Source organism: Pandoraea commovens, assembly GCF_902459615.1.
Lineage (GTDB): Bacteria > Pseudomonadota > Gammaproteobacteria > Burkholderiales > Burkholderiaceae > Pandoraea > Pandoraea commovens.
This window is the reverse complement of the sequence record NZ_CABPSA010000004.1, coordinates 25,432-37,598: the sequence shown is the minus strand read 5'-3', so window position 1 is coordinate 37,598 and position 12,167 is coordinate 25,432. Positions and strand designations below refer to the sequence as shown.

General features: G+C 60.2%; 14 protein-coding genes. 4 read left to right on the top strand and 10 right to left on the bottom strand.

From position 1 onward, the window contains the following. Positions 1-108 precede the first annotated feature (108 nt). The gene (locus tag PCO31010_RS13015) at positions 109-981 is read right to left on the bottom strand and encodes an alpha/beta fold hydrolase (RefSeq protein ID WP_217426161.1); all 873 of its coding nucleotides are present in this window, start codon (positions 979-981) and stop codon (positions 109-111) included. A 212-nt stretch (positions 982-1,193) separates the two neighbouring features. Here PCO31010_RS13015 and PCO31010_RS13010 point away from each other — a divergent pair, with 212 nt between their 5' ends. From PCO31010_RS13010 to PCO31010_RS13000, 3 genes are all read left to right on the top strand, one after another. After that, on the top strand, positions 1,194-1,841 hold the full coding sequence (locus tag PCO31010_RS13010; protein ID WP_174984702.1) for a LysE family translocator: 648 nt from the start codon (positions 1,194-1,196) through the stop codon (positions 1,839-1,841). 242 nt (positions 1,842-2,083) lie between these two features. Further along, positions 2,084-3,439, top strand: a complete 1,356-nt coding sequence (locus PCO31010_RS13005; RefSeq protein ID WP_150664659.1) for an aspartate aminotransferase family protein — start codon at positions 2,084-2,086, stop codon at positions 3,437-3,439. A gap of 120 nt (positions 3,440-3,559) precedes the next feature. Beyond that, positions 3,560-4,963 (top strand): amino acid permease, encoded by a 1,404-nt coding sequence (locus tag PCO31010_RS13000; RefSeq protein ID WP_150664658.1) that lies wholly within the window; start codon positions 3,560-3,562, stop codon positions 4,961-4,963. On the opposite strand, the gene PCO31010_RS12995 is transcribed toward PCO31010_RS13000, so the two are convergent. From PCO31010_RS12995 to PCO31010_RS12975, 5 genes are all read right to left on the bottom strand, one after another. Continuing rightward, the gene (locus PCO31010_RS12995) at positions 4,945-5,817 is read right to left on the bottom strand and encodes a MurR/RpiR family transcriptional regulator (protein WP_150664657.1); all 873 of its coding nucleotides are present in this window, start codon (positions 5,815-5,817) and stop codon (positions 4,945-4,947) included. The two genes, PCO31010_RS13000 and PCO31010_RS12995, sit on opposite strands and share 19 nt — an antisense overlap. 143 nt (positions 5,818-5,960) lie before the next feature. Then, positions 5,961-6,779 carry a chitosanase gene (locus PCO31010_RS12990; RefSeq protein ID WP_150664656.1) on the bottom strand — a complete coding sequence of 273 codons (819 nt, stop codon included), beginning with the start codon at positions 6,777-6,779 and terminating at the stop codon, positions 5,961-5,963. Positions 6,780-7,069: 290 nt separating this feature from the next. After that, on the bottom strand, positions 7,070-7,843 hold the full coding sequence (locus PCO31010_RS12985; RefSeq protein ID WP_150664655.1) for a class II aldolase/adducin family protein: 774 nt from the start codon (positions 7,841-7,843) through the stop codon (positions 7,070-7,072). Positions 7,844-7,973: 130 nt separating this feature from the next. Continuing rightward, positions 7,974-8,894 carry a LysR family transcriptional regulator gene (locus PCO31010_RS12980; RefSeq protein ID WP_150664654.1) on the bottom strand — a complete coding sequence of 307 codons (921 nt, stop codon included), beginning with the start codon at positions 8,892-8,894 and terminating at the stop codon, positions 7,974-7,976. 86 nt (positions 8,895-8,980) lie between these two features. Next, the gene (locus PCO31010_RS12975; RefSeq protein WP_174984699.1) at positions 8,981-10,135 is read right to left on the bottom strand and encodes an acyltransferase family protein; all 1,155 of its coding nucleotides are present in this window, start codon (positions 10,133-10,135) and stop codon (positions 8,981-8,983) included. Between the two features lie 274 nt (positions 10,136-10,409). On the opposite strand from PCO31010_RS12975, the gene PCO31010_RS12970 reads away from it, so the two are divergent. Further along, positions 10,410-10,631 (top strand): hypothetical protein, encoded by a 222-nt coding sequence (locus PCO31010_RS12970; RefSeq protein ID WP_150664652.1) that lies wholly within the window; start codon positions 10,410-10,412, stop codon positions 10,629-10,631. Positions 10,632-10,799: 168 nt separating this feature from the next. On the opposite strand, the gene PCO31010_RS12965 is transcribed toward PCO31010_RS12970, so the two are convergent. The 4 genes from PCO31010_RS12965 to PCO31010_RS12950 are packed head-to-tail and all read right to left on the bottom strand — an operon-like array spanning position 10,800 to position 12,166. Then, positions 10,800-11,099 (bottom strand): hypothetical protein, encoded by a 300-nt coding sequence (locus PCO31010_RS12965; RefSeq protein WP_150664651.1) that lies wholly within the window; start codon positions 11,097-11,099, stop codon positions 10,800-10,802. Continuing rightward, positions 11,096-11,551 (bottom strand): D-Ala-D-Ala carboxypeptidase family metallohydrolase, encoded by a 456-nt coding sequence (locus tag PCO31010_RS12960; RefSeq protein WP_150664650.1) that lies wholly within the window; start codon positions 11,549-11,551, stop codon positions 11,096-11,098. The genes PCO31010_RS12965 and PCO31010_RS12960 overlap by 4 nt, the downstream gene beginning before the upstream one ends. Then, complete coding sequence (locus PCO31010_RS12955; RefSeq protein WP_150664649.1) at positions 11,538-11,825, bottom strand: hypothetical protein; 288 nt, start codon at positions 11,823-11,825, stop codon at positions 11,538-11,540. Before PCO31010_RS12955 ends, PCO31010_RS12960 begins: the two co-directional genes overlap by 14 nt. Before the next feature lie 2 nt (positions 11,826-11,827). After that, a complete protein-coding gene (locus PCO31010_RS12950) occupies positions 11,828-12,166 on the bottom strand; it encodes a hypothetical protein (RefSeq protein ID WP_150664648.1) in 339 nt (112 codons plus the stop codon). Between the last annotated feature and the right edge of the window lies 1 nt (position 12,167).

Sequence of the window (12,167 nt, the reverse complement as noted above, 5' to 3'; positions counted from 1 at the left end):
CCAGCAAAAAACAATTTGCCGGTCAATGACAAAAGCTGCAGGACGGGGAAGTTTGCGGGTAAACGATGAGGCGAAGCTGGGCGCTCCGCCTCCGGCTAAACCGTTGCCTCAGTTATCGAGGAAATGCGTGATCGCGAAGTTGAACATCTTCGGGTCCTGAATGAACGCGAAGTGGCTGACGCCCGGCAGGATCATCAACTGTGCGCCAGGGATCGTGTGCGCCATGTAGATGTTGTGCTCGAGCTTGATGCCTTCGTCGTGCTCGCCGTCGAGGATCAGCACCTTCGATTTGATCGTCTTCAGTTGGGCGTCGGTCCAGTTCGGCTGTCCTTCCCACATCTTGCCGATCTGGTTCAGGAAGGCCTCGTACTCCTTCGGTGTAGACGAGAGCTTCGCGTAGTCGTTGGCCGCACGCTTGATGAACTCGGCGAACACCGGGTTCTTGTCGAAGTCCGGCTTCAGGCCGTCCGTGTTGGTGTTCACGCCGAACGCCACGATCTTCCCCACACGGTCCGGATAGCGGATCGCCAGGTCGATACCCTGAATTGCGCCATCGCTCCAACCCACGACGTCGGCCTTCTTGATGTGCAATTGATCGAGTAACGCGATGACGTCGTCGGCCATCAGGTCATAACCGTAGGGACGGTCGTCACGCGTGCTGCGCCCGTGCCCGCGCGTGTCTACGGCGATTACGAGGTGGTGCGCCTTGAGCGCATCGACCTGTTTGGCGAGATAGTCCGAGTTCGCCAGACCGCCGTGCAGCAGCAACACCGGGCTGCCCTTGCCCACCTCGGCGTTGTACAGACGAATGCCATTCACATTGGCGAAGCCGGTGCGGTCGAATTTGGCCGGGGCCGGGGTCGGCGGCAACGTCTGCCATAGCTCGGCGGCTGCGGATGGTGCGGCTTGCAGCGCGGCCGCTGCGGCAACTACGCCCAGCATGGCCAGTAACGGTTTGAACGACGACTTGATGATTTTCATGATGATGAATGGGGGGTGAGATGCCCGGCCACTGTATCCCGATTCCTGCTTGCAAAGACGCGAGGAAAGGGCTTAGACGGACGCCTGACATTCAACGCTGCGTTGCGATGGCACTTGAGAGTTGAGCATTCGTCCGAAAACGCTCACGCATGTCTAAACCGGCGACTTGCCCGGTGTTACGATGCCCCTCTATCCGTCTTGTGTATTCCGGCATGATCGACCTCCACGTACTGCCCTTCTTTCTCGCCACCGTGCTTATCATGGTGGCGATTCCCGGTCCCACGACCATCTACATTTCGACGACGAGTGCCAGTCAGGGCTTTCGCTTCGGCCTTGCGTCCTGCTTCGGCGTGATGCTCGCCACGCTCGTGCACGTGAGCTTCGCCGCAGCCGGTCTCACGGCGCTGCTGCTGGCGTCGCCGTGGTTGTTCAATGCCATCAAGTTGCTGGGCGCTGGCTACCTCGTGTATCTGGGTATCAAGGTCATTCGCAGCAAGCCGTCGGCGGTAAGGACCGCAGCCGCACCGCAATCCCAATCCCGTGCGCTCGGCGAGACGATCCGCAAAGGCTTCCTCGTCAATCTGCTCAATCCGAAGACGGGTCTCTTCATCGCGGCGTTTCTGCCGCAATTCGTCACGCCATCGCTCGGTCATGTGCCACTGCAGATCGTCACGCTGGGCCTGTTGCTGGTCCTCGTGGGAGGCGTGAGCGACACGACCTACGCTGCCCTCGCCCGCACCATCGGCCGCGCACTCGCCAACCGCAGCAAGAAGCCCGGGATCGGCAAGTACATCGCGGGCCTGCTGTACATGGGGCTGGGCATCGCAGCGCTGGCAACATCGAACGGCACGTCGAAGTAACCGCCCTCCTCGCTCGTTCCCCCTAAAACCCGCTTCGGCGGGTTTTTTCTTATTCGTCGCTTGCCCCATGTCTTCATCCGACGAGACGGCACATTTCAAGCCTCAGGGTTTTTACTCATCAAAAAATGAACACATGTGCTATACGATTTCGAAAATTGAACATTTGTTTAATTTTATGTTCGGCTTTCCGTTCAGTCGTCTTTCCGCCCTACCGTCTTACCACCCCCGAGCCCCCTGACATCATGAGTCAAGCTTCTTCCAGTCACGTCTTTCATCGTCATCTGCGTCACCAGCCGCCCATCGCGGTCGGCGGCCAGGGTGTCTATCTCAAGGACGCCGAAGGTCGCGAGTACATCGACGCCTCCGGTGGTGCCGCCGTCTCGTGCCTCGGCCATGGCCATCCCGACGTCATCGCCGCCATGCACGCGCAGATCGACAAGCTGGCGTACGCGCACACCGGCTTCTTCAGTTCTGAAGTCGCGGAAGCGCTGGCCGACAACCTGATTCGCAATACACCCGCCGACTCGGGCCTGAGCCACGTGTATTACGTGAGCGGTGGCTCGGAGGCCGTCGAAGCCGCGCTCAAGATGGCGCGCCAGTACTTCGTCGAGATCGGTCAGCCGCAGCGCCGCCGCTTCATTGCGCGCCGTCAGAGCTATCACGGCAACACGCTCGGCGCATTGGCCATCGGCGGCAACCGCTGGCGACGCGCGCAGTTCGAGCCGCTACTGATCGACGTCACGCACGTCTCGCCCTGCTACGCCTACCGCGATCAGCGCGATCAGGAAACCGAGGTGGAATACGGGCAACGTCTGGCCAGCGAACTGGAAGCCACGATTCTCGAACAGGGTGCCGATTCGATCATCGCCTTCGTCGCCGAGACGATTGGTGGGGCCACAGCCGGGGTGATCACACCCGTGGCCGGGTACTTCAAGGCGGTGCGAGAAGTGTGCGACCGCTACGGCATCTTGCTGATTCTCGACGAGGTGATGTGCGGCATGGGTCGCACCGGCACGCTGCATGCCTGGGAGCAGGAAGGTGTCGCGCCGGACATCCAGACCATCGCGAAGGGTCTTGGTGGCGGCTATCAGCCGATCGGTGCCGTGCTCGCGAGCAAGCGCATCGTCGAGACGATGAGCGCTGGCAGCGGTTTTTTCCATCACGGCCACACCTACCTCGCACACCCGACCGCCTGTGCCGCCGCGCTGGCCGTGCAAGAGGTCATCGAGCGTGACGGTCTGCTCGCACAAGTTCGTGCGCGCGGTCAGTACCTCATGGACCAACTGAACGATCGGTCTGCACAGAACCCGTATATCGGCGACGTGCGTGGCCGTGGCCTGTTCGCCGGTATCGAGCTGGTGGCGGATCGCGCGTCGAAAGCCCCATTCGACCCGCGCTTCTCCGTCCACACGGCGGTGAAGCGTGAAGCGATGGCGCGTGGTCTTGCCTGCTATCCGGCGGGCGGCACCATCGACGGCAAGCAAGGCGATCACATCATGCTCGCGCCGCCGTTCGTCATCAGCGAGGCGGAAATCGATCAGGTCGTCGAGCGACTCGACGGCGCCATTCAGGCGGCCATCGCCCCCGCGCTGCGCTGACATCCCCCGCGCGACTTAACCGACACGAGGCACCGACGGAGACATCGGTGCTCCGGTCGCGTCGCTTTCATCGACGTCGCACTGTCGTCCCATAAACCTTACACAACAGGGAATTCGACCATGCAGCAGAACTCGCTGAGTCAAAGCCTCAAACAGCGACACATCACCATGATTGCCTTGGGTGGTGTGATCGGCGCCGGCCTGTTCGTCGGCTCGGGCGCCATCATTGCGACCGCCGGTCCGGCGGCCATCCTCTCGTATCTTGTCGGCGGCCTGATCGTCACGTTCGTGATGTTCATGCTCGGCGAGATGGCCTCGCGCAACCCCGACGCAGGCTCGTTCTCCACCTATGCCAGCACCTATCTCGGCGAGTGGGCGGGTTTCGCCGTGGGCTGGCTGTACTGGTTCAAGTCGCTCATGACGATCACCATCGAGGCGATCCTGCTCGGCGCGATTCTCAACGAGTTTCTGCCTTGGCTACCGGTCTGGGGCGGCGCGGTCGTCATGCTCATGACGCTGATCGTGAGCAACGCCTACTCGGTGCGCTCGTTCGGTGAAGCGGAGTACTGGCTCTCGTTCGCCAAAGTCGCGACCATCGTGATCTTCATGCTGTTCGGCCTGTCGATCCTGTTCGGCTTCCAAGCGAAGATTCCCGCGCCCGGCTTCATCAACCTCACGGGCAACGGCGGCTTCATGCCGAACGGCATCTCGCCGGTCATCGCAGGCATCATGGTCGTGATCTTCTCGCTGGGTGGCAGCGAGATCGCCGCCGTCGCTGCCGGGGAGTCGGAGAATCCGCGCCAGAACGTGGTGCGTGCGATTCGCAGCGTGATCTTCCGCGTGCTGGTGTTTTATATCGGCTCGGTGTCGATCATCATTCTTTGCCTGCCGTGGACGGACAAGGCCAACCTGGCTTCGCCTTACGTCTCGCTCTTCAGCATGGCTGGCTTCCCGAATGCTGCGCTGGCGATGAAGGCGGTGCTGTTCGTGTCCTTCATGTCGGTGATGAACTCGTTCCTGTTCTCCAACTCGCGCATGCTGTACTCGCTGAGCCAGCGCGGTTATGCCCCGCCGATGTTCGCCCGCACAAACGCGCGTGGTGTGCCGATCAACGCGCTGGCCTTCAGCTTCGCGATCTGTCTGGGTATTCTGGCGGTGCACTTCGTGAGCGGCGGCGACCTGTTCCTCATGCTCGCAAAGAGCAGCGGCGCGTTCGTCATGACCGTGTGGATCTTCATCATCGTGGCCCACTTCGTCATGCGTCGCAAAATGGCGCGTCAACCGGTGCAGCATCAGGAAGCGTCGAGCTTCAAGGCATGGTTCTACCCGTACTCGAACGCGATTGCTTTCCTCACGCTGGTAGCTGTGCTGCTCTCGCAGGCGTTCAATCCGGATTCGCGCTTCCAGTTCTGGTTTATGGTTGGGACGGCGCTGATGATCGTGGGGCTGTACTTCGCGCTGCGCCGACGCCCGAACTTCGGGCTCATCAAGAACACGCAGAGCGCTCAGTCGTCGGCCGTGTAGATGTTGAACTCGTGCAGTTGCGCGGCGCTGTTCGCCACTTCGGCCAGCGTCTCTTCGCCGCCGTGGGCGATGAGCAACTGCGCGAGGGTCTGCGCCACGGCGAGCGCAGGCAGAATCGACGGGAACAGCGACAGGCTCGTATTCGGTGCCACGATACACGTGTGCGCCTGCGTCGCGACGGGAGACAGCGCGCTGTCGCTTACTGCGATCACGGTCGCCCCGCGTTGGCGTGCGAACCGGGTCGTCTCCACGCTCGCCACGGTGTAGGGGTGCGCCGTGAAGCACAGCAGGACATCGGTCTTGCCGATACGTCGCATGTCGTCGATCAGCGCCCCGCCCTCGCCTGAGATCAGCGTGACGTTGTCCTGAAAGGTCGACAGCACGTAGTGCAGGTAAAACGCCGGTGGGTACAGGCTGCGCAGACCCAGCACGTAAATGCGGCTGGCGCTACGCAGCAGATTGACGGCATCGTGAAAGCCCTTCTCATTGCGCTTTGACAGCGTGGCTTCGAGATTCCCGTATTCATTGGCCAGCGAATCGGCAAGCATCCGGTCGTCGCCCGACGCACGCGAATGCTCGCGCAACTGTTCCGCACGCTCCAGCAGCCCCGACGGCCCGGCCGAGAGCCAGTCGATATAGACGCAACGGAAATCCTCGTAACTCGAAAACCCCAACTCCCGCGCGAGACGCAGCATCGACGCCGGTTGCAGTTGCGCGCGCGCAGCGACGGTACGCATGGACTGCAGCGCGACTTCCTTCGGGGAATCGAGCACATACCGGGCCGCCTGACGAAGCTTCGGCGGCATCTCCTGGAAACGCATCGAGATGGCCTTTTCCAGTTCGTCTTTGGTCATCGTTGTGACTCGGCGTGGGAAACAATAGAGAGGACGCAAGGAACGCCGTGCTTCACCACGGCGCGCTGCCATCTGGCCGCAGCGCAGAAGGAATTTCCGATTTTATCGCTATCTGCGGCATTCCTGCGTACTCTTTCCTACCTTCAGAACTGAAACGTCTTTCCGAACACCGAAATCGTGATCGGCTGCGTCAGATCGAAGTTGCCGGAGTGGTACAGCGTGATCATGGCGTCAGCTCGGCCGACCGATTTCTGCCATTCGGCGGCCGAAGCGGTATTGGCGGGATTGAGCAGATCGGCGCGACGCATTTGCAGGAAGGTGAGCAACCATGTCGGCTCGTCCACGCCAGCGGACGGCGCGCCCCCTGCCTGCGCCGACGCACGCTCGGCAATCTTCTTCACCGAGTCCGGGTCGCTGCCGTAGCCGTGCTGGATGCCAGCTTCGTAGAAGGCTGCGCGCGAGAGCGGCAGCACGAGACCCAACTTGTTTGCGAGTTTGTGTGCGGGCACGCGATAGAGCTGATCGTTGACGGCGTCCTGCGCGGCGATCATCTGCGGATCGGTGGCACTGGCGCGCCACGCTTCGGGAAAGCCACCGAGTCCGGCCGTCGAGTCGCTGCCGTTCACTGCGCGAAGTGCACTCAGGTACGGCGCCAGTGCATTATCCGGCTTGCGTACCGTGTATTCCTGTACCACCTGCAGCAGATCGTCCGTGCCGGACGTGAAGCCCGCGCGTCCCGCCGTGAATCCCCTGCCATCTTTCAGATTCTCGATGTAGTCGTAACGGATTCGCAGCGTGAGATTCTCGAAGATGCTGACCAACGCGTCTTCGACCTGTGTCTGGCGGTCCGCAGCGACCGCAGTGGCGTTTTCTACCGTGCTGGCAGCCTGCACCACATCCGCAGCGGCAAATCCACTAGTCAGTGCGGCGGCAATGAGGCACGACATCGTTAGCTTTTTCATCAGGGTCCTTCCTTACGAGCGATTCGAATGGGGGTGCCGAAATTCACTTAGAAAGTATTGATAAGCATTCCTTATCAAATGCCCATCAAATACCCGGCAAAAAAAAATTCGGATCGAACCGCATTGATTCGCGCAATCGCGCGAGTTGAGTAAGTTGAGGATCCTGCGTGAAACTTATCGTGTCCCGAACGTCTTACCTATCGGTGGACGCCGCACCAGGGAAGGCGCGCAGCGATGTGGGCGCATTCGCGTTTCAGCAATCGAAATCATCGGATCGTTGAAGGCAGGGGCTACGCTTTGAGTGCGATGCGCGCCAGTGCCTCGAAGACGTCTCGTCCGGCACCGTAGGCCGGGTCGAATTGCAGCGCATCGCGCGCGCATTTCGCTGTGATCTCGGGCGCGATGGCCAGCGACGGTCCCATCATGCTCGTCGCCAGTTGAATCTCGCAGGCGCGGTTCAGCGTCCAGAGGTAGGTGAATGCTTCCGGAATGCTGCCGCCCCACGAGAGCAGACCGTGGTTTCTCAGGATCACCGCTCTCCTGTCACCGATGCTGCTAAGCAAGCGCGGCCCTTCGTCGGCATGCACCGTCACGCCTTCGAAATCGTGATACGCCACGCGTTCCTGCAATTGCGCGCTGTAGAAATTGTCGCTGCGCAGACCCGCAGCGGAACATGCGACGGCAACCCCTGCGGTGGTGTGCGTGTGCATCACGCAATGCGCCCCCGGCAACCCCTGGTGCAGCGCCGCGTGCACGGTGAATCCGGCCGGATTGATCGGGTAGTCGCTGCCGCCGAGAATATTGCCCTGCCCGTCCACTTTGACGAGATTGCGCGGCGTCACTTCCGAGTAATGCAGACCGAACGGGTTGATCAGAAACGCGGGCGGACTGGCGTCCGTTACACGAAGCGTGATGTGGTTGTAGATCAGCTCGGTCCAGCCGAGATAGTCGAAAACGCGGTAGCAGGCGGCCAGTTCGCATCGCGCCGCCCATTCGGCGTCGCTCATGCCCTTCGGTTGCGTCAGCGATGCAAAAGCGGAATGTGGGGAATGTTCGTTTTTCATGGTTCTGCGTGTCTCCTGATCACCCGGAGGAGTCTACGCGCCCCCACTGCCCGCTTCGCGATTTCTACTTAGGGATTCGTTAAGGGCGCTTACGAATGCGCAAATCGGGCGCGTCGCCGCACACCTTGCATTACCGTGTCAGCGCTCGATACCAGTCGTCGACCCAGCGAATGAGGAACGTGTGGAAACCTGCTGCCGCTGGCGACAGCTCGCGCTCTTTGGCGTGATAGAGGCAGATCTGCCGGATCGTTTCCGGTTTGCCGGTGCGCCGCATGACCAGTTCCTGACTGCGGGCAAAGCCCTGCACGTAGTCCGGCGCGAGCGTCACCGACAGTCCGGCACGCGCCATGCCGAATGCCGTGGTGACGTTCTCGACGATCTCGACGGGGAATACGCGGTTGCCCTCAGGCTGATCGCTGAGCATGCGCGTGACGCTGTACTCGTGATCGCGTCCGGTGGCGACGATGGCCGTTTCGCGCAACACCTCCCACGGTACGACGTCGTACCGCGCGAGCGCGTGTCGGGGGGAACACCAGACGACCCACGGACTATCGAACAACAGCGTCGCACTCACCCGATCGCCCAGTGGCTGATTCGGACCAAGCGCGATATCGATTTCCCCGTCGGCCACCGAAGACACGAGGTTTTCGACTTCGACGTCCGTCGGTCGAATCGTCACCTTCGGATGAAGTTCGCGATACGCCGCGATGGCATCGGGCAACACGGCCGCGCAAAGCACCAGTGGCGCACCAACGCGGATGACACCGGACGCGCGGTCCCGGATGTTTTTCGCCGACCGCTCTGCCGCGTGAAGCTGCGTCATGGCGGCGGTGGCGGCCGGTAGAAAGTCGGCGCCCGCGACGGTCAGCGTGACGCGTCGCGTCGTCCGGTCGAAGAGTCGAAATCCGACTTCGCGCTCCAGCTCACCGAGCAACTGACTCACCGCAGACGGCGTCAGACACACCCGATCCGCTGCGCGCGCGATGCTCCCGCAATCCACAATCGCGAGAAACGTTTCCAGTTGACGCGCGTTTAAGCGGCTAAGTGGCATTGGATTTGGAGCTGCCGTCAGATTTTTCAAACCCATACACGTCCATACATTCGATTCGGACCGGCAGCACGCGCGAGGGCCCGTCCCTACGATGCGAATTGGCGTTTGATCATGCTCATCCGTTTCGCGAGTGCCGAATATCCGTTAACGATTAGCCATCGCATCGGACGTTCCCAAAGGACATAGATAGCGACTGTCGCCGCCCCGATCACCACGCAAAAGACCAGTAGCGTCTGCGGCCAGGGCAAGAGCGTCGTCCACCCTTTGCTCTGAGCATATTTGATGATGATCTGGTGGACCATGTACAGCGCGAAGCTAGCCTCCCCCAAGAAAACCAGAATCCGGTTTGAGAGCAGCCGACTCAGGTAGCCTGCCGAATGAGCGAAGACGAATATCAGGAAGGCAAACACAAAGACGCCTCCTGACACATCGAACCAACTCGCGACGATATCGAACCCGTTAGCAAGAATCCATGCCACGATGTGGCGCGAAGATACGGCGAAGCCAATCAGCAAAAGGATAGCCGAGATTTCCCAAGTGTTTGCATTGGCAGAAATGATGCGAGAAAACCGGTTCTTCCGGTAGATACGCGCTGCCCACACACCCACCGCAAACTCAAACACCCGGGCAAACGGACTCTGCGCCACCAGAAGAACAGCAGAGAATTTCCACGGGTCATCCGACCAAACGGTTGCGTCGTTGAATTCGAGCAGGAATATTGCTATTGCAAGCAATATACCGATCAAAATGACAACCTTTCCCAGCTGTCGAGAAGAAGCGAGCACCGGGAATATCAAGTAAAAGCCCAACTCTGCCGAAATGCTCCACGAAACGGAGTTCAACGAGAAGACATACCCGGCCTGCGGAATCCATGCATGCAGCATGAGCTGATTAGCCAACAACTTCGGCTGCCAAAACTCGTTCGTGAACATCCCCGGGTCATACAGAAAGACGACGACGAAGAAGCAAAGAGCGTGGACAGGCCACAAACGTGCCAATCGACTTACATAGAATTTTGGGAGCGACATTTTGGACGCGTCTGGATAGACCGCAGACAAAATGAAGCCCGAGAGAACGAAGAAGAACGACACTCCCAAAGCAAGCTGATTGTAGGATGCCATTGGGATAACACTTCCTTGCAAGTGGTACAAAACCACGAAAAATGCAGCAAAGAAACGTAACGATGTTAGCGGCGCAATTCTGTCTTTTTGAGGAATCTCAGTCCCCGACGTGTGTTGCATTGTCTTTATATCACCAAGCAAACGCCGGACTTTAACACACGCTTCCCGATCATTACATAGGATTGCAAACCAAATGAATTTGTGCATCCCCGACCAGAGCGCCTGCGCGCTCAGGGTGCGCTAAGGTAGTGGGAGTCAGGGAGAACTCTTCAGAGTATTTTGTGGCGGAAAGCAGCCGACTACAACTACCGGCCGGAAAGGCTTGCTAGGTAAGGATTCTGCTAAGGTGACAGAACCCCTACCCCAAATCCTACCCCCAATGGGATTTTGCACCATGAAGACCATCCACTTCTACCGCTACCAACTGCCCGGATCGAAGCGCTGGAAGCAGACGCGGCACCGCATGGATGCCGAGTCAGCCCGGAAGTGGTTCGCGCAGTTCCACCCCACCGCGACATACAAGCCGGTCGAGCACGGCGCTATGGAAATCGGAAAGCCCTATCTGGGCTGGAATGGGCCGAATAATCACGGTGGCCCGGGAACATCAAAGCACTGAGATTACTTCCCCTTCGGCTTCCACCCACAGACCTTTGCCCCGGCACGATTGTGCGCGAGGATGTCCGCCGCCGTCTGGTCACTCAGGACGTCAGCCTTCGACACGTAGATCGGTTTCGTCCAGTCGCACGCGGTGTCGATCACTTTCGTCTTGTATTCGACTCGCGGCTCAGTCTCGCCCCCACTCCTCGTGCAGCACCCGGTCAGCGTCACCAGCAGGAAGATTGCCAGCAGTAGCGTCTTCATCTCGTCGAACCTCCGCGTTGTGGGCACCAGCCTGCGCGCCCTGCTGATTCGCCGCTGCGAGCGCGGCGTCGTTCCGTGCATTGGCCTGTTCTGCCTCGGCCACCTTCTGCCCTGCCTCTGCCGTCGCAGTCTTCGCCTGCTGGTGCCGAAACGCACCGAACAGGACGCCCAACAGACCGAGAACCCACGGCCCGAACTTGAGCAACAACGCGGCAATAGTCATAGCCCCTCCCGATAAGTGGCCGAGCCGCCGGAGAAGTTGGCCGTCAGCACCTGCCGACGAGCCTTCTCCCCAGCCTTCGCCAAGCCGAGATGCACCCATTTACCCTCTTGAATCAGTTGATCGAACTCGATGTTCGACGCGGCGATTGCTTTGCAGATTTGCAGCGGCGTGCCGTAGCCAGGGCAGATGAAGTCTGCCGCGAGGCCGTAGAGGTGAGCGCTGTTCCGTGCGCCACCGACAGCGCGATTCAGGTCTGCCGACCGATACCCGGACGAGATGGTCACAGGCCGACTGCCGAGCAGAACGCGTACGCGCTCCAATGTTTGGGCGACGCGCGTCAGGTTGGCGACGATATCGTCCGGCGCGGTATTGTCGATTCCCCGGCGGTCCGCCGTCTGGCTGTGCGTGAGTTCGTCGAGCGTGAAGTGTGCAGTGAGTTCATTGGGTGCCATCGTCGTCCCCCTTGCGAAACAAGCGCCGGAGCGCATCGAATACTGCCTTCTGCCGGATGCATTGCGCGGCGATCACCAACAGGAAACCGGCGATGGCCACAGCGTTCTGTCCCCACGACTGAGGTAGGAACTGGAGAACGACGGGGGAAAGGTCGTCTTTCCATCGGTCAGCAGCCTCTGGGATGGCCACGAGCGCGACCGTCGCAATTGCTGCTGTCCATGTTGACCAGCGCCGCTTTAGCGTGGCGATGTCATCCACGAGAAATTTGCGCATGCTCATCTCCGGCTCCATCGTGCAATGTCAGGGCGCTGGCCAGCCGCGTTGCTCAGGAGATAGTTGCGGATCTCCTTCACGTCGCCGCCGATCATGTTCAACTGCTCTTTCGTGTCTGCGCGCACCTGATCCGCAGATTTCTCCATTCGCGTCATGCGGTCGTCCTGCCCTTGCTCTCGAGCTTCGAGCCGATCGACGCGAGAGACAACGCCCGCATACGCGACGGCGACAGAAAGAATGCCGCCAATCAGCGCCATGACCAACGACTGCACATTGATCGTCATGTCGAGTAGCCGACGCGCCTTCCCCGGCGTCTTGGCCTGAATCGTCTGGTCGTCCATG